Annotated in this window: 18 protein-coding genes and 1 pseudogene; all 19 read right to left on the bottom strand. The window is 41.2% G+C overall.

Features of this window, described 5'->3' with window-relative positions:
* Positions 1-41 precede the first annotated feature (41 nt).
* A complete protein-coding gene (locus ACHBGV_RS08325; RefSeq protein ID WP_394736100.1) occupies positions 42-2,192 on the bottom strand; it encodes an LTA synthase family protein in 2,151 nt (716 codons plus the stop codon).
* A gap of 454 nt (positions 2,193-2,646) precedes the next feature.
* Positions 2,647-2,886 (bottom strand): annotated as a pseudogene (locus ACHBGV_RS08330) (glycosyltransferase); the annotation flags it as partial.
* Positions 2,887-2,890: 4 nt separating this feature from the next.
* On the bottom strand, positions 2,891-3,865 hold the full coding sequence (locus ACHBGV_RS08335) for a glycosyltransferase family 2 protein (protein WP_394734475.1): 975 nt from the start codon (positions 3,863-3,865) through the stop codon (positions 2,891-2,893).
* Positions 3,858-5,105: a glycosyltransferase family 1 protein gene (locus ACHBGV_RS08340; protein ID WP_394736101.1), complete on the bottom strand. Its 1,248-nt coding sequence runs from the start codon at positions 5,103-5,105 to the stop codon at positions 3,858-3,860. Before ACHBGV_RS08340 ends, ACHBGV_RS08335 begins: the two co-directional genes overlap by 8 nt.
* Before the next feature lie 8 nt (positions 5,106-5,113).
* On the bottom strand, positions 5,114-6,343 hold the full coding sequence (locus ACHBGV_RS08345; protein WP_394736102.1) for a polysaccharide pyruvyl transferase family protein: 1,230 nt from the start codon (positions 6,341-6,343) through the stop codon (positions 5,114-5,116).
* 8 nt (positions 6,344-6,351) lie between these two features.
* Complete coding sequence (locus ACHBGV_RS08350; RefSeq protein WP_394736103.1) at positions 6,352-7,575, bottom strand: polysaccharide ABC transporter ATP-binding protein; 1,224 nt, start codon at positions 7,573-7,575, stop codon at positions 6,352-6,354.
* Positions 7,575-8,381: an ABC transporter permease gene (locus ACHBGV_RS08355; protein WP_105122571.1), complete on the bottom strand. Its 807-nt coding sequence runs from the start codon at positions 8,379-8,381 to the stop codon at positions 7,575-7,577. The genes ACHBGV_RS08350 and ACHBGV_RS08355 overlap by 1 nt, the downstream gene beginning before the upstream one ends.
* Entirely contained in the window at positions 8,378-9,313 is a 936-nt protein-coding gene (locus tag ACHBGV_RS08360; RefSeq protein ID WP_394736104.1) for a glycosyltransferase family 2 protein, read from the bottom strand. The genes ACHBGV_RS08355 and ACHBGV_RS08360 overlap by 4 nt, the downstream gene beginning before the upstream one ends.
* The gene (gene cps2T, locus ACHBGV_RS08365) at positions 9,303-10,457 is read right to left on the bottom strand and encodes a beta 1-4 rhamnosyltransferase Cps2T (RefSeq protein ID WP_105122569.1); all 1,155 of its coding nucleotides are present in this window, start codon (positions 10,455-10,457) and stop codon (positions 9,303-9,305) included. Before cps2T ends, ACHBGV_RS08360 begins: the two co-directional genes overlap by 11 nt.
* A 123-nt stretch (positions 10,458-10,580) precedes the next feature.
* Complete coding sequence (locus ACHBGV_RS08370) at positions 10,581-11,126, bottom strand: glycoside hydrolase family 73 protein (protein WP_105161113.1); 546 nt, start codon at positions 11,124-11,126, stop codon at positions 10,581-10,583.
* A complete protein-coding gene (locus tag ACHBGV_RS08375) occupies positions 11,099-14,365 on the bottom strand; it encodes an N-acetylmuramoyl-L-alanine amidase (RefSeq protein WP_394736105.1) in 3,267 nt (1,088 codons plus the stop codon). The genes ACHBGV_RS08370 and ACHBGV_RS08375 overlap by 28 nt, the downstream gene beginning before the upstream one ends.
* 625 nt (positions 14,366-14,990) lie before the next feature.
* Positions 14,991-15,902, bottom strand: a complete 912-nt coding sequence (gene whiA, locus ACHBGV_RS08380; RefSeq protein WP_172021654.1) for a DNA-binding protein WhiA — start codon at positions 15,900-15,902, stop codon at positions 14,991-14,993.
* Positions 15,899-16,873, bottom strand: a complete 975-nt coding sequence (locus ACHBGV_RS08385; RefSeq protein ID WP_105110928.1) for a YvcK family protein — start codon at positions 16,871-16,873, stop codon at positions 15,899-15,901. The genes whiA and ACHBGV_RS08385 overlap by 4 nt, the downstream gene beginning before the upstream one ends.
* Complete coding sequence (gene rapZ, locus ACHBGV_RS08390) at positions 16,870-17,757, bottom strand: RNase adapter RapZ (protein WP_394736106.1); 888 nt, start codon at positions 17,755-17,757, stop codon at positions 16,870-16,872. Before rapZ ends, ACHBGV_RS08385 begins: the two co-directional genes overlap by 4 nt.
* A 22-nt stretch (positions 17,758-17,779) precedes the next feature.
* Positions 17,780-18,157 carry a RidA family protein gene (locus ACHBGV_RS08395; protein ID WP_172067261.1) on the bottom strand — a complete coding sequence of 126 codons (378 nt, stop codon included), beginning with the start codon at positions 18,155-18,157 and terminating at the stop codon, positions 17,780-17,782.
* Between the two features lie 213 nt (positions 18,158-18,370).
* Positions 18,371-18,664 carry a hypothetical protein gene (locus tag ACHBGV_RS08400; RefSeq protein WP_394736107.1) on the bottom strand — a complete coding sequence of 98 codons (294 nt, stop codon included), beginning with the start codon at positions 18,662-18,664 and terminating at the stop codon, positions 18,371-18,373.
* 159 nt (positions 18,665-18,823) lie between these two features.
* The gene (locus ACHBGV_RS08405) at positions 18,824-20,158 is read right to left on the bottom strand and encodes a DUF438 domain-containing protein (protein WP_394736108.1); all 1,335 of its coding nucleotides are present in this window, start codon (positions 20,156-20,158) and stop codon (positions 18,824-18,826) included.
* Positions 20,148-20,387 carry a DUF1858 domain-containing protein gene (locus ACHBGV_RS08410; RefSeq protein WP_105138247.1) on the bottom strand — a complete coding sequence of 80 codons (240 nt, stop codon included), beginning with the start codon at positions 20,385-20,387 and terminating at the stop codon, positions 20,148-20,150. Before ACHBGV_RS08410 ends, ACHBGV_RS08405 begins: the two co-directional genes overlap by 11 nt.
* Positions 20,380-20,826 carry a GNAT family N-acetyltransferase gene (locus ACHBGV_RS08415; protein ID WP_394736109.1) on the bottom strand — a complete coding sequence of 149 codons (447 nt, stop codon included), beginning with the start codon at positions 20,824-20,826 and terminating at the stop codon, positions 20,380-20,382. The genes ACHBGV_RS08410 and ACHBGV_RS08415 overlap by 8 nt, the downstream gene beginning before the upstream one ends.
* Positions 20,827-21,089 lie beyond the last annotated feature (263 nt).

Genomic DNA, 21,089 nt, shown 5'->3' on the forward strand with positions numbered 1-21,089 from the left:
TTGGGCTAGCCCAGACAGCTTAACCTCTGGATCTCTAGTTATCAATGAACTTGTTGCACTTGACTTGACAATGTGCGCGTAAAAAATTGTTTATATTTTTCCAAATAAAACTTTCCAGAAATTAAATCATATTCGACCATTTTTAAATCATCCGCGATAATTTGTTGCTCATCTGTCAAGTTTTTTTTATCTACACTAGCATGTTCCAAAACATCCGTCAGCAAAGCATAATAAGGCGAAACCTTCGAGTTTGTATGTGCCAACACAGCCGCCGGAAAATCACTCGAATTGATGAGAGGTAAATTTAATTTCTTGTTTCCATGATTCGACCAAATAAAATAGTCTGTCAAATATTGACTATCTGGCTTGTCTGCAAAAATTGATTTGGGATAAAAGCTTGGAAGGTGATCTCCGTAAAATACAACTGTTATCTTCTTGTCCAAGCTTGATAATTTTTTCAGAAATTCCTCTGTGTCCTCATCAGTTTTCTTAAGAAGTCTTGCAAAATTTGAAAGTGAATTATTTTCACCTTCTGTAAATCCTTCGCCTGTTCCAGTAATATTTGCGGGTTCAGACATTGCCCAAGGCATATGATTTTGAAATGTAATAACTGAGAAAAACTGATTCTTATCGACATCAAGCTTATCTAAAACATTTTGATAAGTGGATTCATCGCTCGGAAATTGACCATATTTTTCATTTTTTGTAGGAGCAGTGGCATCCTCATCATCTGCTATCATTTCTGTGAAATTCATTTTATTATATACAGCTGCACGAGAATAAAGTTTTATATTTCCAAGATGTATCATCACCCTATCTTGTTCAGAAAATAAATCACTTATAGAAGGAACAATGGCCATATTTGGTATTACTTCAACATTATATATATAAACAGAAGGCGATAAGTTATACATCGGTAAACCTGTCAAGGCCTGACTTTCCATATTTGCAGTTCCACCGCCAAAATTATTGGATTTCATCAATCCACTAGTTGTTTTTTCCGATATACTGTTAATGTTGTTTAAAACATTCTCCGACAGAGTCACTTCTTCTATTCGCGAGGGATCTCCAAAACTTTCACTTAAAATGAATATAAGGGTTTCATCTGAAATATCTTGAGTTCGTGTTTTGTTAATTTCTAACGCGCGATTTTGATACTTTTCAACGATTTTCTCTATAGTTTCGCGACTATATCCTTCTGGTTCCAATATAATTGGCTTTGTTAATTGCTTCATCCAAACATACATTAACGAGTAATATCTTGCATTTCTTGCATGGCCTTCAAAAGCTATGTTCATTCCACTAGTGAGTCGAGTCAAAACTGGTACATTTTTTATTACGACTCCTCGTTCACGCTGATAAAAAAAAGTAAATATACTTCCTAACATAGCAAGCGTTGATACAGTTAGTAACAGTCTTTTCCAAAAATTGTCAAAGATTTTTCCTTTTAAATATCTCTTTCGTAAATAGAGGTAACTAGCTACGGAGACTATTAGAAGTCCCATTGCTGCTATGAATACTTTAACATCCAGAAAACTAAATACTAAATCTAACTGGCTAAGCATAGAAAAATCTGTCACAAGAAGTGGCTCACTTCTCAAAATAAATTTTAAACTATTTGCAATTGAAATAGCAACTCCTGAAAACAAGATGAAAGAGGTCGCTAACCAATATCGATTCGTTATGAGATAAAGTAGAAGAAAGAACAAAGCCAGTAAAACGATTTGAAACAAAGTTGCTCCTGGGAAAATATATTTTCCCAAAAATGGCTCTTTAATGCGAATACCAAATTGTATCGTGAAATTAAATAATAATGCAAATACAAAACTACTAGTAATTGCTAGTGAAACTGTAGAATTATTCTCCCTAATCCCCTCAACTGACTTCCAAAAAGTATAAACTAACACAGATGTTGTAATGATAATCAGTGGCAATTTATAAGAAAGATTGATGAGAAAATTTGGAAAATCTACGATATCTGTCAAAAATAAAAATTGTTTTAAATTATCCAAAAGTTTACTATCTCGGATAACAATTAAAGAAACTAGAAGAGCCAGTATCAGCGATGTTTCTCCTTTTAATTGAAACAATGAATTGATATTCTCTTTAATTGCTAGTCTTTTGAAGATGATACGAATAATACCCGCAGCTATTATCAGAACAACAACATATATTAAACCGGATAATTCCATCAGTCTATTTTTTTGAAAAGCGAAAATATAAAAATTTTCATTGTTGATATTCTGTGTAGATAATAAACTATAGGACACGCATAAATAAAGCAGATAAGAAACAACTAATTTTAGTATAAAGTTCTTATCTATGTAGGAGTGTATCAATGTCGAAATAACAATTGTAGATAAGAACACCCCTATTTGCAGAATTTGTTTATATTGAACAATCTGGTATTCAACCAAACTACTGTCAATTAAATAATTACTAGTAAAATAGAAACTTACTACTACGGTAGCCAGAATAAATAGTAACCATTTTACCAAATTCTCCAATTTCAAATCTTGAAAATATTTTTTCGATATGATGATACATCACCCCTTTTTTACCTTAAAAAGATTATAGTTTTTAAACCAAAAATCCACATGTACGTATTAAAAAATAGTCGAATAACTTAAAAATAAAAAGATACCAATAGTAGTCCGCATCTATTTCACGAAACATTGAGCGAACAACATTTCCTTTACCTTGACGTGGTTCAAAACGAACGATGGCTCCTGCTTGCTTAGCCAATTCACTCCTTGTATCCTTTGAATTATTATCATAAACATAAATATCAGCAGTTGGTAACGCACGTTAAAAATCAGTTACTACCTTTTCAATAGTAACCTCTTCATTATATGCTGGTAATAATACCGCCAGTTTTTCACTCATACTTTTAATCCCCTTTTTCCAACGAATAGTTCTTGATATCCGTCCCTAATTCGATTTTATTTGCCAGTCGAATCCCTCTCCATTTTTCAATATGAAAGAGTGGGTTGATGGCTAGCCAATATAGCTTTCTCTTCCAATTATAATCCCTATCACTTACTATTCTTAGACTATCTTTAATACTGGCTTTTAAACTGTTTTTCACTAGGGACAAGATAGACACTTTAGTAGTAATGCCACTATTTATACGAATATTATAGGTTTCGTCAAAGATGCGCTTTCTGTATTCTGATAGTCGAACATCGTTAGAGTGTTCAACCACAGCTCGACCATTGTAGGCCTTGAAATAACCTGCATCGAGGACATCTTTGCCATACTCGTAATCTTCCGAATAGGCAACATCCCTATAACCGATTGTTTCAACCAAAAATTTTCGTGGAGCAGCAGAACAAACATCGCTATAGAAGGATTCTTTTGTGTACTGACCCTGATGTGCTGGGTCCTTCCGTTGCCATATGGTGATTGCATCTTCTGCACCTTGTTCACCAAAGACTGCATTGATATCATACTTCATGGCAGGGAAACAATAATGCCGCGGTTTTTGTCTCCCAAGCACCGCAACAATCTTGTCAGTAATTTCAAATGGTGCAACCATTTCTGAGAGCCAATGTTCATTGTGAGGCACAGCATCTTGACTGAGATAAACCATGTACTCTCCCTGGGCCATTTCAGCAGCCATTTGGCGAGTGCCACCGTGAGAATAATCTTCTTTTTTTAGATGAATAAGCCGTAAATTTCCGTATTGTTCCGCAAATCGCTCTATAATCGCTACCGAATTATCTGAGGAACCTGAGTCAGTCATCAACACATCCCACTCAAAATTAGTTTTTTGTCTATATAAAGCTGATAGGGTTTCTTCCAGGTGATCATTTTCACCATTATAAACAGGAATAAATACTGTAGCTTTTAGCCCATTAGTCATTTAGTACCTCTCGACGGATAATCGCTTCTACTTTTTTATAACTTTCATCCCATGACAAGCCAGTATATTTCTCACTCATTTCGTTAGCATGCTCATCAATATTACTTCGCTCAACCGCTTGACACAATTTTTCTGCCAAAGCAACTGGATAAGCTTCCGTATAGAGGATATCCTCAATATCTCCCAACACCATGCGGTTATTATCGCCATCGTTCATAACGGGTACACATCCCGCAACCAGAAGTTCCAATGGCAAAAGAGAGACGTTGGTCAAGGACAATACCAAGCAGGCTACACTTTCGTGATAAATCTCTGCTAATTGATTTTTATTTAAAATGCCACGATCGGTGAATTCAAATGGAATATCATAATTTGACATATCTTGACCAAAAAACTCAATGTCATACTCTGGATGACGCTCTTTAAAAATCTTCAGTGCCATAACACCAAGCTCAAATCCACGACGCTCGGTATGAGCACGCGCATAAAAGGCAATCTTCTTTTTCTTGGAAATTGGTGCTTTGGGTTTATAGATATCGATATCTGCACCGAAGTCAAAATAGTCCGCCTGCATTCCATACTGACCAACCTTTTCGACCAACCATTTACCTGCTGTCACTCCGTAAAAACCAAATTTATAGGTCGCTTCTGCCAGCATATACCGTGAACCAACACCAAAGAATATGGGTTCAAAGTCTTGTACAAAATAAAATTTATGAAGATTTTCAGATTGGAGATTAAATACTGCGTAAGCGGTCTCCCAACTAGTCGCGAAAACCACATCTTGATTAGAGAAATCAGCTAAATCTTCCACATCTACATCAATTCCATACGAACGCGAAAAAATATCCTTGGCTTCTTTGGAGGATTGTGGAATCGTATTATTGTGGTATATGTAGAAAGTGATGTGATGCCCTTGACTTTGTAAATACTTTACAAATCGAGCAATCGTCGTATGACCTCCACCACCGGGACCAACTGGTGGCGATACCCAAGCAATATTTAAAGTATCTTTTGATAATTTAGCAGGTTTCTGGTAGGGATTATTCAAATAATCCGCCTTCGCTAAATCCTCAAATTGTGGCATTTGTGGCAGAGTATTCATATCAATTTTTGAAGGTACGCTTACTCCAACTTGGATGTTCTGTCTAGTTGAGGTCAACTGTTGATAAACTTTTCGACTAACAGCGCGCAAGCCTTCATTCTTATAAGTCCTAAAGACTTTTCCGAAAATGTTCATATTTTCACCTATCTTTTTATAATTTTTTTCAATACACTCTTCATTTCCCTAAGAGGCTTGGTTAATTTCCATGAAAGTGAGTCTTCTATTTTTTTTATTACATTTGTAAGATAGTCAATTTCAGTGGTTTTACTAACAATCTCATTATTCAAAGATTTAATATCCTGATACAACTCCTGTTTCGTAGTATTCAAAACTGAAATTTCTTCTGCCTGCTCAGCTACTATCCGTTCAAAATCTGCTATTCTTTCCTCATCCCAAGCAACATCACCTTCCAATAAAGCTTTCTTAAAGGTGGAAGACCAAGTAAATGCGAAAATACGAATAGCCGAAATACTTAGTGGAAACTCACTCAATGGTAATGTTCGAAAAGTTGCGTTATTTGAATAACCTGTAAACCCTTGTATCCGTTCTATCATTTCCTCACGAATAGTTTGATATTCTGTAGGATTTGGAAGAGGGTTATCAAGTGGATACTTCTCAGGATGTTCAATATATTCTTTATCAGTCAAACTATGTGGCAAAGTATCTAAACCACCATAACGTGCAGGCTCATATTTTTCTGAATCCTTGATTAGAAGAACAGGTGTTTCAAATGCCAATGATGGCATAAAGCAATGCAACCTTGTCGTTACAACTGCATGGGCTGATTGGTAAAGAGCTAGTATGTACTCCGCCACTTTAAAACGTTCCTCATTTTCCAAAAATGGGTAATGGTATACCGATAATTCGATAACTTCACGTTTAGTTGATTCTCGCATTTTTTTAACGACATCTTTAGGAACATCTACAGCTAAAATGAAGTCTTGTTTCTTAATGTCCGGATCACGTTGCAAAGTTAAAGTGACACATCCAGAAAAATAGGTTTCTAATCCCTGTTGCTTGAAAAACTCTAGCGTTTGTTCATCACGCGCCCCAACAGGACCATTTTTTTTAAGAAAATCTAAACTTTCAGTCGTTTCAAATGCCTCTCTAACCGCATCATCCTTCACACTAACATGTATAGAAGTCAGAAGCGGTTTTACAAGGTCACTATTCTTAGGTGGCCATCCCTTCGGATCTCTATTATACCAACCATTCATAATTAACTTTGTTGGTTGATTTGGTTCCCACTCCGCCAACTTATCCCTATCAACATACTCATCAATTCGTGGTAGGAAACGTCTAGCGGCGATGCTTTGAACTTCATCACCAATATTCTCTGTTGAATACTTTAATAGTGCGAACTTATATTCCATACTATCTCCTAAATTTCACTCCAAGTACCTTGAGCATTAAATTGACCACTGCGAGCAACATTTGCTTCCACAATATTTATCTTAGGCGGATTTCCTTCCATTGTGATATCTTCATATCCAAGAAGTTCACGTGTATCACTCCAAAATGAAACATTTACAGAATATTCACCCTTGATAAATTGTGATGCTGGAATTCTGCACTCAGCTAGATATTCACCTTCCTCTTTATTCAGAAGAGCTATATCTGCTATACTTCCTATTCCTGCAACCAGATTATCACCGTAATCTCTAAAAGAAGTTCCTATAGTAAAGGTTAAAGGCTTATTTACTTTATATTTCACTTCAACAAAAATATCATCCGTTAGATAAAAAGTATCGGTTGCTTTGCTCGAATTTTTGGTTCGAATTGATAAAACATCAATACTATTCTTCCGCTTTTCACCTTTTTCTACAGTTTCTCCTTCAACTTTCTTACTATCGGTTCGGTGCTCTACATTACGTAAGGTATATTTTCCTGCAACCATATTGGGATCGCCAATGATAGAAATTTCTCCCGAATCAATCATCATGGCCTTTGTACAAAAACGTTGCACAGATGCCATATCATGAGTGACCAAAATAACTGTTTTCTTTTCTTCTTTTAGCTTTCTGAAATAATCAAAACACTTTCTCTGAAAAGCTTCGTCTCCGACCGCTAACACTTCATCCAGGACTAAAATGTCTCCTTCAGCTTTTATTGCTATGGAGAATGCCAAACGTACTTGCATACCACTAGAGTAATTTTTCAGCTTTTGATCCATAAACTCTTCTAGCTCTGCAAATGCGACAATATCATCGTACATTTCGTCAATCTCTGAACGTGAAAATCCTAGAAGTGCGCCATTTAAATAAATATTTTCACGACCAGTAAGTTCAGGGTTAAAACCAACGCCAAGCTCAATAAAAGGAATCAAGGTTCCATTGACACTCACATTGCCCTTTTCTGGTGTATAAATTTGTGAAATAATTTTGAGCAGGGTTGACTTTCCAGAGCCATTCCGACCAACAATACCAAAGAAATCTCCTTTTTCTACTTCAAAAGAAATATCTTTTAAGACATGTTGCTCCTTATAACCCTTTATCCCTCTAAAATAATTGACTAAGGTTGTTCTTAAACTTTGAGTCGCTTCTGTAGGTAATTTAAAGCTCTTGCTGACTGATTCGACTTTCAGCGCAATCTCTTTGTTAGACATTATAAAATCTCCGCAAATTTCTTAGAATTCTTTTTAAAAATACTATAACCAATGATAAACACAATCACTGATAACACATATGGAATAGCTACCATCCATTTATCCTCATAAATATCCCAAGAAATTGTTGCCCCATCATAAACAATATGGTGGCGCAAATCTTGGATAATCTGGGCAACTGGATTCATCATCATCAACTTGGCTACGCCAATGTGCCCACGCTGAAGAATGTAGGTTATCGAATAAATAATCGGAGTAGAATACATTCCAGCTTGTAAAACAACTTCCCAAATTGGTCCCATGTCTCGGTATTTGACAAACAAACTCGAAAGAATAAAGGCAATTCCTGAAGTCAAAATAACCAACTCAAGAAAGGATGGAATGAGAATGAGAACACCCGCATCCAATTGCACGCCATTGATTAACGCAAAAATTAGAACAACGGCCAAATTGATGCCGTAATTTATCGCAGCACCAATAATGGATGAGATGACAATAATTTCTTTAGGAAAATTTATTTTTCTCAACAAATCCCCACGCGCTGCAATGGACAACATCCCCATATTAGTGGCTTCTGTAAAGAAATTCCAAGTTACCATACCGAGCAACAAGCTTACAGCATAGTGTGGCGTTCCGTCATCAAATTTCAAAAATCTGACAAAAACCAGATACATGATAGTAAACATTAAAAAGGGCTTCAATATCGACCACAAATGCCCAATCAAAGAACCTTGGTATCTTAATTTAAAGTCTGTCTTGACCATTTCCCGCAGGAGAATTTGGTTTTCTTTGTTGAATAAATTCATTTTATTTCCTTATAAGCAAATTTTGTTAGGATGAGGCTGGTAAATACCAGTGTGTGAAAGGCTTTGTTTTTCCTCAATCCATATGTTTTTAATATTCGGTAGCGTTCTGGCATTGGCTTATCCATTATAGTCACAAAGGCCTCGACCAGATTTCTATCGGTTGGCGCCAAAGGCAGAGCCAGCAGATGACTTGCTTGCTTTTGACTATTGTGAATCAAGTCCCAGTAAACGGAGAAAAGTACATGGGGCCGAATCCATTTTTTGAATCGCTTGGACAAGGTTCTAGCTCCCAAGACATTTTCAGCATGCTGGCGGTACAATTCCGTCGGCTGGTCAACGTAGACTAATTTTCCAAAAGCTGTGGCCAGCAAGGCCAGATACCAGTCGTGCATGAGAATGTCGTCTGTCACCGTCCACAGTTCAGCCAGAGCGTGGTTAATCATGCTAGTTCCGCCTGTCACTGTATTTTCAGTCAATTCTTGAACCAGCTCGGTATTGGCATGATGAGACTGGCTGCGAATCATACTTTCATTCATGACCTGCAAGTCTTGGTTAACCACCTTTAAGTCTGTGTACACCATGAGTGGCTGGTCTTCTGGATAGGCTTGAGCCGTCTCCAAAGTCACCTGTAGTTTATCTGGTAACCAGACATCATCCTGATCACTGAAAAAATACACATCAGCCCTCTGGTATTGCACCAAGGCGTGAAAACTTTTGATGACGCCTAGATTTTCGGTGCTGTCGGGATTGATTAAGTGAATTCGGCTATCCTGCTTGGCAAAATCAGCGATAATTTCACGTGTCCTGTCCCTAGAGCCATCGTCTCGTATCAAGAGCATCCAATCCGTAAAGGTCTGCGCCTGAATAGAGCGGATTTGCTCTGCTAAAAACTCCTGACCATTGTAGGTCGACATGAGTATGTTAACGTTCATGTAAAAATAATTCCTCATATTGTTGGACAATTTTCTCCCAAGTATAGTCCATTCGCATGTGCTCTTTGGCAATCTGCCCTAGCTCCACTGCTTCTTCTTGTCCATCAATTTGGTTGATTAGTTGGGTCAGATTTCCACTTTCCTTGGTCCAATAGCGAGCGCCATTTTGTGCGACTTTACGATTGAAATCCACACCTAAAACAAGATTTTCATTAGTTTGAGCTAGCGCCTCTAAAAGACTTGGATTGGTTCCACCCACTTCATGCCCATGAATATAAGCTCGACATTCCTGCCGCAGATACTTGAGTAAATCCTGATCATAGACCGTCCCGATGAACTTGATTCGCGCATCTCTCTCAAAGCCCGTTTCTTCCTTTAGCTTTTGGAAATAGGCAGAGCCTTCATGATTGGCTACGATAACCAAATCACGCTGGGTGCTCGACTTCATGAACTCCTTGATAGCTGTCGCATAATTATTTTCAGGAACAAAACGCCCAATAATCAAATAATAATCCTTTTCGCGGATAGACCAGTTGGCAAAAGCCTGCCGTACTTGCTCTGATTGGCTAGTCAGACTGGTCTGACTCAAATCAGTCCCGTAAGCGATAAATGTGGTCTTAGTACCCGGATAGGCTGATTGAATATAGTCCTTAATCCCCTCATTATCTGCAATGATGAGATTGGCCTGCTTAGCCATCGCTTTCTCAGCATGTTTCAGATAAGCTTGCACAGGCTTAGGCCATTTGGCACGTTTCCATTCTAAACCATCCGGATTGACAAATAAAACACCGCCAACATCCTTAATTTTCTTGGCAAACGGAGCTATGAAACCACCTATGGTATTTCCCAAAATATAAAAAATCGGGGACTGCATCTGCTGGTCCTTGACCAAGCGCAAAGCGTAGGAAATGGCCATCATGTCATAGGCTATGACACGGGCCGGACCTAATTTAGGAGGATTGATGGTAAAACAATCCGCTCCCAAATAAGTCGAATGTTCCTGATGACTGGTATCGGACAGACAAGCCACATGGTATTGTATATTTTTTGATTTTTGGTGACTGACCAGTTGCTGGACAAAGGTCTCAAAGCCACCATACTTTGCAGGCAAGCCACGACTGCCTATAATAAAAACGTGTTGCATAAACCTCTCCATTTAACTGCAGTTCCTTCTATTATAGCATTTTATCAGGTAATCCGCTATTTTAACATTAGGCAACGCAGAAAAAGCCATCAAAAATGATGACTTATCCTACGGGTAAAATCCTTAGTTATCAAACTTGTTCAATCCATATCTTTGAATCAAGGACAGCAATTTTTCTCCATATTTTGGGTCTGTTGCATAGCCTGATTTTTGCAAAGCAGCAATTGCCGTTTGATAATCTTTGGCCTGGGTATAGGCTCTGTAATTTTGTGTTCTCCAAGGTGATGACGTAAAGAATTTACTGTAATCTTGGATACTTTCTGATACGGTGTTATAGGCTCTAAAATGTGCCGTTTCCTGGACTGCTTTTCCATTACGGAACTCTGTCGTTTGTTTTGATACCGTCTTACCTTTCCAAGAGGCGTCTGCCTTGATTCCAAAAAGGTTGTTCCCTTGGGTAGCCAATTGAGATGTGCCCCATGCTGACTCAAGAATAGCCTGGGCCATTACCACACTCGGAACTAGACCCGTGGTTTTAGCAGCTGATACAAGACTATTGATAAATAATTGTTGATTTTTTGATGTCTGAACAAGAGTGTCATTAGATGACTGACGGAGATTTGCTCCTTGTTCAGAAACAACTACTTTCCCCCAACTGCACCATACCATTCACTGATTCCTTGCGCTAAAGCTTTTGCCAATCGAACATGATAAGAATCTTGTTTGATTTTTTGAAGCTCTGTTGGATTATCCATGAAGCCCATCTCAACAAGAACAGCAGGAATTGCTGTCTCGCGAAGTACAGCAAATGTATTTCGTTTTACACCTCGGTTTACCGCACCAGTCTCGCGAACCAGGTTGGCTTGAACCTTATTAGCAAGAACCTGACTCTCTGCTAATCGTGTTGGATCATTATGCTTGGTTTGATTGATTTTTGGTTGGTACTCAGGATAAGCTTGATACCAGTAGGTCTCAATACCACTTGCATTAGTAATTCCCGCACCAGTGGCATTGAAGTGCAAGCTAACAAACAAGTCCGCATTACTTTGATTTGCACGACGAGAACGTTCTGTAACAAAGTCAACATAAGCATCACCTGTACGTGACATCAAAACGTTGTATCCCATTTGCAATAGATTATTTTTCAACTTGTTTGCAACTGACATAACAAGATTTTTCTCATATACTCCGCCATAAGACGCCCCTGAATCTCGACCACCATGACCTGGATCAATAAAGATTGTCTTTGAACGAGCAGTCGTTGTCGTTTGAGGAGTTGTTATTACAGGTGTCGTTGCAGGCGTAGAAGGTTGGGACGGTTTAGCAGGTTGCGATGCTTGCGAGGTCGTTGATTTGACATCATGTTTGGTAGTTAGAAGTGTGTCTAGCTTCCTAGTCTGAACATTTTGTCCGTAAACAATCATATTGTAAGTGCCAGTGTCGTTTTTATGATCCTTAGTCGCCACTGCAAAAGTGTATTGACCGTTTGACTGACGGTTAGCACGGTAGACCTTCATATCATCCTGACCACCATTAGCTGACCATACCGGAACTACAACACTGGAAACTGTTGATGGAACATTAGAAAGTGCCACGTTGAAACCTGTTGCTGTATTGGTAACACTAGCCGACACCTTACCTGCGATAACAGTTGCTTTTGGCGTTTCGGCCGGCTTGGCTACTGCAGGTGTTGTTGCCGGTTTAGAAGTTTCGGCTGGTTTGGCTACTGTTGGTGTAGAGACCGGTTTAGAAGCTTCGGATGGTTTAGATACGGCTGGAGCAGTCGATGATTGACTGGTAGCTGAATAGTTATGACTGCCACTGAGGAGGGTATCCAGCTTCCTAGTCTGAACATTTTGTCCGTAAACAATCATATTGTAAGTGCCAGTGTCGTTTTTATGATCCTTAGTCGCCACTGCAAAAGTGTATTGACCGTTTGACTGACGGTTAGCACGGTAGACCTTCATATCATCCTGACCACCATTAGCTGACCATACCGGAACTACAACACTGGAAACTGTTGATGGAACATTAGAAAGTGCCACGTTGAAACCTGTTGCTGTATTGGTAACACTAGCCGATACCTTACCTGCGATAACAGTTGCTTTTGGCGTTTCGGCCGGCTTGGTTACTGCAGGTGTCGTTGTCGGTTTAGAAGTTTCGACTGGTTTGGCTACTGTTGGTGTAGAGACCGGTTTAGAAGCTTCGGCTGGTTTAGATACGGCTGGAGCAGTCGATGATTGACTGGTAGCTGAATAGTTATGACTACCACTGAGGAGGGTATCCAGCTTCCTAGTCTGAACATTTTGTCCGTAAACAATCATATTGTAAGTGCCAGTGTCGTTTTTATGATCCTTAGTCGCCACTGCAAAAGTGTATTGACCGTTTGACTGACGGCTAGCACGGTAGACCTTCATATCATCCTGACCACCATTAGCTGACCATACTGGAACTACAACACTGGAAACTGTTGATGGAACATTAGAAAGTGCCACGTTGAAACCTGTTGCTGTATTGGTAACACTAGCCGATACCTTACCTGCGATAACAGTTGCTTTTGGCGTTTCGGCCGGTTTAGGTACTGCCGGTGTTGTTGCCGGTTTAGAAGTTTCGGATGGTTTTGGCGCTGGGGTCGTTGCTGGCAGACCTGCATGTTTCTTATAATAGTCAGAAATTCCTTTGACAATTCCATCAACCAATTTTTCCTGATAAGCTGCGGACGAGATTTTTGCTGACTCTGCACTATTGGACATATAGCCCAACTCTAGCAAGACCGCGGGAGCAGTCGTCTCACGCAAGACCTGGAAAGTTCTCCGCATTACTCCACCGTTTCGAGCACCAGTATTGGTAATTAGATTAGATTGGATGCTGTTTGCCAAACTTGCACTCAAATTTATGCGCTGAGCATCATTGTGATACTTGCTATTGATTTGCGCAGGATACTCTGGAAAATACTGATAATAGTAAGTCTCAATTCCATTAGCAGAAGGAGACGTCGAAGCATTAAAATGAATACTTACAAAAATATCTGAAGAAGTTCGATTGGCTTTTTCAGAACGCGGCAATAAACCGACAGAGCTATCTGCCGTTCGAGTCAATTCCACTCGGAAACCTTGGGCTTCAAGCTTTGATTTTACACGATTCTGAATCTGTAGGTTCAAATCTTTTTCATTTTTACCAAAATAAACGGCACCGGGATCACTACCACCATGTCCTGCATCTAAGTAGACAACTTTATTGAAGACATTGTACTGCCCTTGAGATGCTGAACCACCGGATACTGATGTCGTAGATGCGGATGGCTGAACAGGGGTATTTACGGGCGTTGTCGGCGCAACCGTTCCTACAGAAACATAGCGTCGATTTCCACCATAAGAAATGTAGCTTAACCATTTATGCTGGTCCGCAGTTACCACACTGTCATAATTAACCGTTTGCCCCTTTTCATAGCGTGCCAAATCTGGACTTGAAATCTTTGGCTCACTCTTAACACCTGTAGCCTGAGTAAAGACATAACTACCTGAAGGTGCTACATTTGGGGCTACTGGTTCTGTTGATGCTACAGTTAGCGTCGTTTGGCTTACTTGATTTGAAACAGCTTGGGTGTTCCCTGACTGTGGCATCGATCTCAAAGAGGTCGTTCCTGTCGTGTCAGTTGGTTGAGTCACTGCTTCCGCTGTCGCTTCTGTGGTTACCGTAGTTTCTGTGGCAGCAATAGGATCAACTGAAGGAGCAGTCGCTACCGTTGATGTTGAAGGCGTAATCACTGGACTAACATCCGACGAAACCGGCACTTCTTCAGCAGATGCTGTTTGAGTGGCCATAAAGGACACGCTTGCCAATAAAACAGAAGCAGCACCAAATGAATACTTCCGAATCGAAAAACGTTGTTTTTGATCAAATTTCATATAAATCTCCTATGTGTACAAACATATCTATCAACAATCACAAGCTAAATCTGGTCTCAAAACGTCCATATCAATTCGACACCACATTTTGTTGTGAGCACAAAAACTTCTGCCAACATTCTACCATATATAGAAAAAACTTGCAATGATAAACAACTATTCTGTAACTATTATTTCGTTTAAACATTCTACTACAAAATTTGCTGCCTACAGAACCTCTTTTTTAAAATCAACGAGAACCTCAGTTTGGTAAAGGGCTAATTTTTACATAAAAAATGAGGCTGGACAGAAAGTCCAGCCTCGCTTCTCAGAGTTCGTGTCAACATCTCAGCGCAGTGGTTGATTGGCAGATTTGTTCGTGTTTCACACTCCAAACTGACCTCTACGACTGATGCGAACAGAGTTCGCTTCATCTCCAACCTCAAACTATCACCCAGACAGTTTTATAGCGAAGCCTGTTCGCTGTATCTCCAACCTCCAAAGGTTCCCCGAACCTTTGGAGCTATGCGGGGGTGGGAGTGAAACAGTCTGGGGATAGACTGTTTCAGCTCAACAACTTAAAACGAAAAATTGTTGACGAACTCTTTTTAGACTGGTCGAGTTCTTTCCCACTCCCATCCACTCCCTACAATTCCTCAGCTATCTTATTAATTTTCCGCAGGCGGTGATTGACACCACTCTTGCTAATTGGGTTGGTCAAGCTATCCGCCAATTGCTGGATAGAATAGTCAGGATGCTGGATGCGGAGCTGGGCCACTTCCTGCAAATCTCCAGGCAACTGGTCCAGTCCAATGGTCTCGATAATCTTACTGATATTGTTAATGGTTTTCATGCTAGCAGTGACTGTCTTGGCAATATTGGCCGCCTCGGCATTGGTCGCACGATTGAGATCGTTTCTGGCCTCGCGCAGGAGCTTGACATTTTCAAACTCGGTCTTTGCCTCTTCTGCCCCAATGACCAGGAGGAAATCCATGATATCCTCGGCTCGTTGCAAATAGGTAATGGTCCCTTTTTTTCGTTCAATCACCTTGGCATCCAGCAGAAATTTCTGCATCAAGTCCGCCAAGTCAAGAGCATGGTCGCTGTAGACCGAGGCAATTTCCAGCTGGTACTTACCTTTTTCAGGGTCCTTGACAGAGCCCGCCGCCAAAAAGGCACCTCGCAGATAGGCCTGGCTCCAGGAATCATTTTCCAATACCAGCGGTGAAATCCCCGTCTCCAAGCCGAAAAAGCTATCTGCCAGATAGAGGTCGTTGAGAATATCATTGACCCCGTCTTCAATATGAACAGAATAAATCCTATTTTTTCTAAGGTTTTGCCGTTGGTGGTGACGGATTTCCGCCTTAATCTGGTAAAAGGTCTGGAGCATTTCATAGACATGCCGAGCAATCTTGGCATTTTCAGTCGTAATGGACAGGGTCAAGCCTGATGATGCCAGGCCCAGACTGCCTGCCAGCTTAATCATAGCTGACAACTCTGACTTATTTTGACTGGACTGAATCAGCAATTCTTCCTTGACTTGTATCGTAAAACTCATGACCGCACCTGCAAGATACTGAGTAATTCTTCTACTACAAGGTCCCCATCGTGAAAAGCTCCGCCATTTTCCAAACGAAGAAAATTCGACGAAATCACGCGCCGCGCCTGGTCCTGAAGCCCTGCAAAATCGTGCTTGACCTGGACCAGATACTCATCAAACTGGTGGGTATCCATGTAGTCCTGTGGCACAGGCTCGATGTTTACCAGGACGGTGTCTATAAACCGGCAGGCCAGATGTGCATTGAGGACCGCAGCGTGGTCAGCATCTGAGAAGAACTCCGTCTCCCCGCGCTGGGTCATGATGTTGCAGACGTAGACCACCTCCGCCTTGGTCTCCTTGAGAGCTTGTCCAATCTCGGGAATCATAAGGTTGGGTAGAATAGAGGTGTAGAGGGAGCCAGGTCCCAGCACCACCAAATCGCTGTCCATAATGGCATCCACTACCTGCGGACTGGCTGTTGGGGTTTGATCATTGTAGGTATTGGTGACAAATACATGCCCAATCATGCCTGGATGCTTGGAAATTTTACTTTCACCGACCACCTCAGTCCCATCAGTAAAGACGGCATGGAGGGTCAGCGGATGCTCACTGGAAGGGTAGATTTTCCCTGTCGTATGGAAAAAGCGGGTCAAGAGCCGCATGGCATTGTAGGTCGATCCCTGCATCTCAGAAATCCCAGCGATAATGAGATTGCCCAGCGGATGCCCTGCCAAGGGACCGTCGCTGGCATCAAATCGGTACTGGAAAATCTGCTCATAGAGCTTGGGCATATCCGACATAGCCAGGAGGACATTGCGCAAATCACCCGGCGGTGTAACCTGGAGGGCATGGCGAATCTCACCAGACGAGCCTCCGTCATCTGCCACCGTCACGATAGCTGTAATGTCCGCATCCTTGTTGCGCAGGCTTTTGAGAATCACAGGAATCCCCGTTCCTCCTCCGATAACCGTAATCTTTGGCTTTCTCATGACCGATTGACCGTCTCTTTCCGCTTGTCTTTGTCCCGATGACTCAGATTGACAAGCCAGTTTTTCTCTAGGTCTTCTGCTAGGCGTTTGGCAAAGGCTACGCTGCGGTGTTGACCACCCGTGCATCCGACGGCTATGGTCAGAACTGATTTACCTTCCTTCTGGTAACCTGGCAGAATTGGCTCGATCAAGCTTATCAAATGGCAGTAGAACTCTTCTGATTCCTGGTGGTCCATAACGTAATCGTAAACCGGCTGGTCCATCCCTGTCAGATTGCGCAGTTCGGGCTTGTAATATGGATTTGGCAAGAAACGTACGTCAAAGACCAGGTCCGCATCTAGAGGTAGGCCGTACTTAAATCCGAAGGATAGGACTTCCACCCTGAAAGACGGCTGATTGTCCTGGCTAGCGAATTGCTCAGAGATGGCCATACGTAGGTTTCTCGGTGTCAAATCCGAGGTATCAATCACATTCTGACTCATATTTTTCAAGGGAGCTAGAAGTTCGCGCTCTAGATTGATACCGTCGAGAACTCGGCCGTCTGCAGCCAGAGGGTGAGAACGGCGGGTCTCCTTATAGCGAGCCACCAATTCACTATCCGTGGCATCCAGGAAGAGAATCTTGAAGTCCAGGTCTTCTGCGGTTTCCAGGTCATCTAGAACTTCACGGATTTCCGCAAAGAAGGACCGGCTCCGCATGTCGACAACCAGGGCAATCTTGTTATTGTCCTTGCTGGCATGGATCAGCTCGATAAATTTCGGCAATAGGGTCGGTGGCATATTGTCAATGGTAAAGTAGCCCAGGTCCTCAAAGGACTGGATAGCGACTGTCTTACCGGCTCCCGACATCCCTGTCACGATAACTAGTTGGAGTTTGTCTGCCATAGCTAGACCTCCTTTTTCTGATTTATTCAACAACGGCGATGACTTCGATTTCAACCTTCACATCGCGTGGCAGGCGAGCAACTTCTACAGCTGAGCGGGCTGGAAAATCGGATGAGAAGGCTGTTTTATAGACCTCATTAAAGAGTACAAAATCATTCATATCCTTGAGGAAACATGTTGTTTTGACAACGTGGTCAAAGTCTGTTCCAGCTTCTGCTAGGATGGCTGCAATATTTTTCAAGACTTGATCGGTCTGTTCTTGAATGGTCTCACCAACCACTTCACCCGTTTCTGGTGATAGGGGTACTTGGCCTGATGCGAAGAGCAGATTACCTACGACCTTACCCTGAACGTACGGGCCGATAGCTGCTGGTGCTTTGTCTGTGTGAATAGTTTTCATAGTATATCTCCTTTTATTTTCTAAATCTATTATAGCATAGGTTGCTAGGATTGAGGTAGTTTTGGGAATTCTTTCCATGGATAATCCCTGAAATTTTATGTAACAAAAAAGGCTGGACATGGATTCCAACCTTATCTAGAGCTTCTCATTTTTTTAATTAACATCTCAATACAGCATGATATCATGTTTCCAGTGGCTTGATAAAATACTGAGCTAGGTTATCGTCGTTGTAAGCAGAATCTCCAATTGCCATAGGCTGCCCTCATACCAAATACCAGTCCCATCCGGAATAAAACCGTTTTGCACATAAAGTTTCTGAGCCTTGCCATAATGAGCATTCAAACCAACACCTATCCCTATCTGGGATGTAAAATCGACAATTTCAGGAATACCTGTCTGAGAAAATCGCCCCTTCTTGGGACATTTGACAAGGGTAATATAACCCAGACAGGCCTGCTCATTTTCAGCTACCAAGACCTGGCGCTCGCCTTCTTCCTGCTCCGTCAAATAACTTTCCAGGATTGCCTTCCGCGACGGCCATCCCTGCTCTAAAAAGCCTGAACTAGCTTCTCAATATGACAAGCCTCTAAATGAACCATTCTAATCATGTCACGCTCCTCTGTATAGATAAACACAAGACATCTTTAAGTAAAATGATTGGTGTAACTAAATCTCTCTAGAAAAATCACTGTCTAGTTCCCGATAGGGTTGGATATTTTGAACATATTCTAAGACACCTTGAAATTGGTCTTCTTGGTCACGAACCGCCTTGTAAACGACATAAACAAAGGTTTCTTCATCCTTTTTGAACCACATAGTCACTTCATTTTTCTGTCCACTGCGCAGGAGTTCAAAGATTTTTTTGACCTTGTCAACAATTTTCGGTGGATGACAGAGTTCGACATTGCGTCCGATTTGACTAGGTGTCCGCTTGAAAATCATTTCCTCAACTGGATGACTATCATTGTAATATTGGAAAATGTCATCCTTGTTCACGAAGGTTAATTCCAATGGTAAATGATTAAGGATGAGATTCGCTTGTTCAAGAGTCAAATAACCATTGCCAAAAGGCTGTGGACTAGCAGGGTCCAGAACTGATGTGGTCGGTTCTTTTGGTGTGAAGGAGATAGTAAACTGTCCCTCTGGCGTATCAATCACCCGCACATTGGGATCGCTTGCCTGCGGTACAGATGATGCGTCCTTCTGCTCTGCTATTTCTCCAAAAGAAACCCGCTGGGGAACCCATTTTGCTGTAGGTTTCACAATTGCGTAGCCATAAGCATCACTTTCAGCGGCAATCTGCAACCAATCATCTTGTGTAAAAGTCTCCAGCAAAATCATTAGCAAAATCGCTTCTTCCTTGAAAACCATCTCTTCAAACTCAGTGGCGAAAATTTCAAAAGTTTGACGAACAGTTTCTATATCTCCATCTGGCAAGGTATCTAAAGCCTTGCGGGCTTCCTTAAAGAGCAGACGAATATCATCATCTACGCCCCACATAACCTTGGGTGGCGCATCATGACCATAGCGTTCCATGATTGGAAAGAAGAGTTTTTCCTTGCGCGTATAATGATGGTCAAACTGACCTAACAATTTATATTGACGTTGCAAACCTTGGAGAAGTTGGTCGCGCACTTCTTCCTCCTCCATTTGCTCATACTGCTCTAAAATCCGACGAATGCGCAATAAAGCTCCACGAAGTGCAAGATTTTCTTGTTTAAAGACATAAACAGGATGACCTTCTTGATCCATGTCTGCCACTTGGACATCCGATATAGCTCCCTTGAAAAGATTGGCATGAACATTACATAAGCCCATAACATCTTCGAAGGTAATCCCCGTATCGCTAGACATGAGTTCGTGTTCCATCATCGAAATCTCCAGCGCTGACACACCTGTAAAATGCTGATTAAATTGTTCCTGAACGGACTCCGCGCTAGCTCCGTTATGCAGGTCCAAGAGGATATTTTTTAAAATATCAATTCGCTGTTCACTCATCATTACCTCCTACTACCTGATACCCATTCCACTCTAAGGTTTGTTGGATTTGTTTCAACGAAATCTTGGTCATTTTAGAACCCATTTTCAGACTGGTCACCTTTCCAACTGTGTGAAGCATGGCAGGATTGGCCAGTGGGGAAAAACCAAGCTCAATCAGCAAATCTTTAACCTCCGGATATGCTTTAATCACTTCCGCTACAGGTGCATTTAAATCAATTAAATTATCCATTATTATCTCCCTCTATTAGTCTATAGGTAAAGCCAGCTGTCTGCATGGAAAAGCCATATTGCTTATAGAATTGGTGCGCTCCAGAACGTTGGTCAGTCAAACCAGAATTCAAGGCTAAGGCCCGACAGCCTTCTGCCCTAGCAAAATCCGAAACCGCATCTAATAACTTGGTCGCAAGTCCCTTTCGACGATGCTCAGACGATACAACCAAGGCAAGGATGCGACAATAAGCGCCGTCTGTTTCAAAGAAATACATTTTCTGAAAGCCAACAAATCCAAGGACTTGATGATTTTCCTCAACTACCAATAAATGGTAATCTGCTTGTTGCAGCAAATGCCTCCATCTAGTCTGCAAACTCTGCGCGTCTGTCGGATAACCCAAGTCTGCCATTAGCTGTATACAAGGAGTAATATCCTTGTCTTTAAAGGCTCTAATCACGCTCTATACCTCCGATGCGCCTAGGCAAAAAGCTTAGGTTCGTTTTCTTTAGTTTGTGTCAACATCACAGCGCAGTGGTTGATTGATAGTTTCGTTCGCGTTTTACGCTCCGAACCAGGTGGGCAGACGAACTCTTTATAAATTTGTCAAGTTCTTGTCCACTTCCCTTATTTCTAATTTATCAAAACGCACATTGTCAAGTCAAGTGCAACAAGTTCATTGATAACTAGAGATCCAGAGGTTAAGCTGTCTGGGCTAGCCCA

Source organism: Streptococcus sp. A34 (genome assembly GCF_043674115.1).
Lineage (GTDB): Bacteria > Bacillota > Bacilli > Lactobacillales > Streptococcaceae > Streptococcus > Streptococcus suis_V.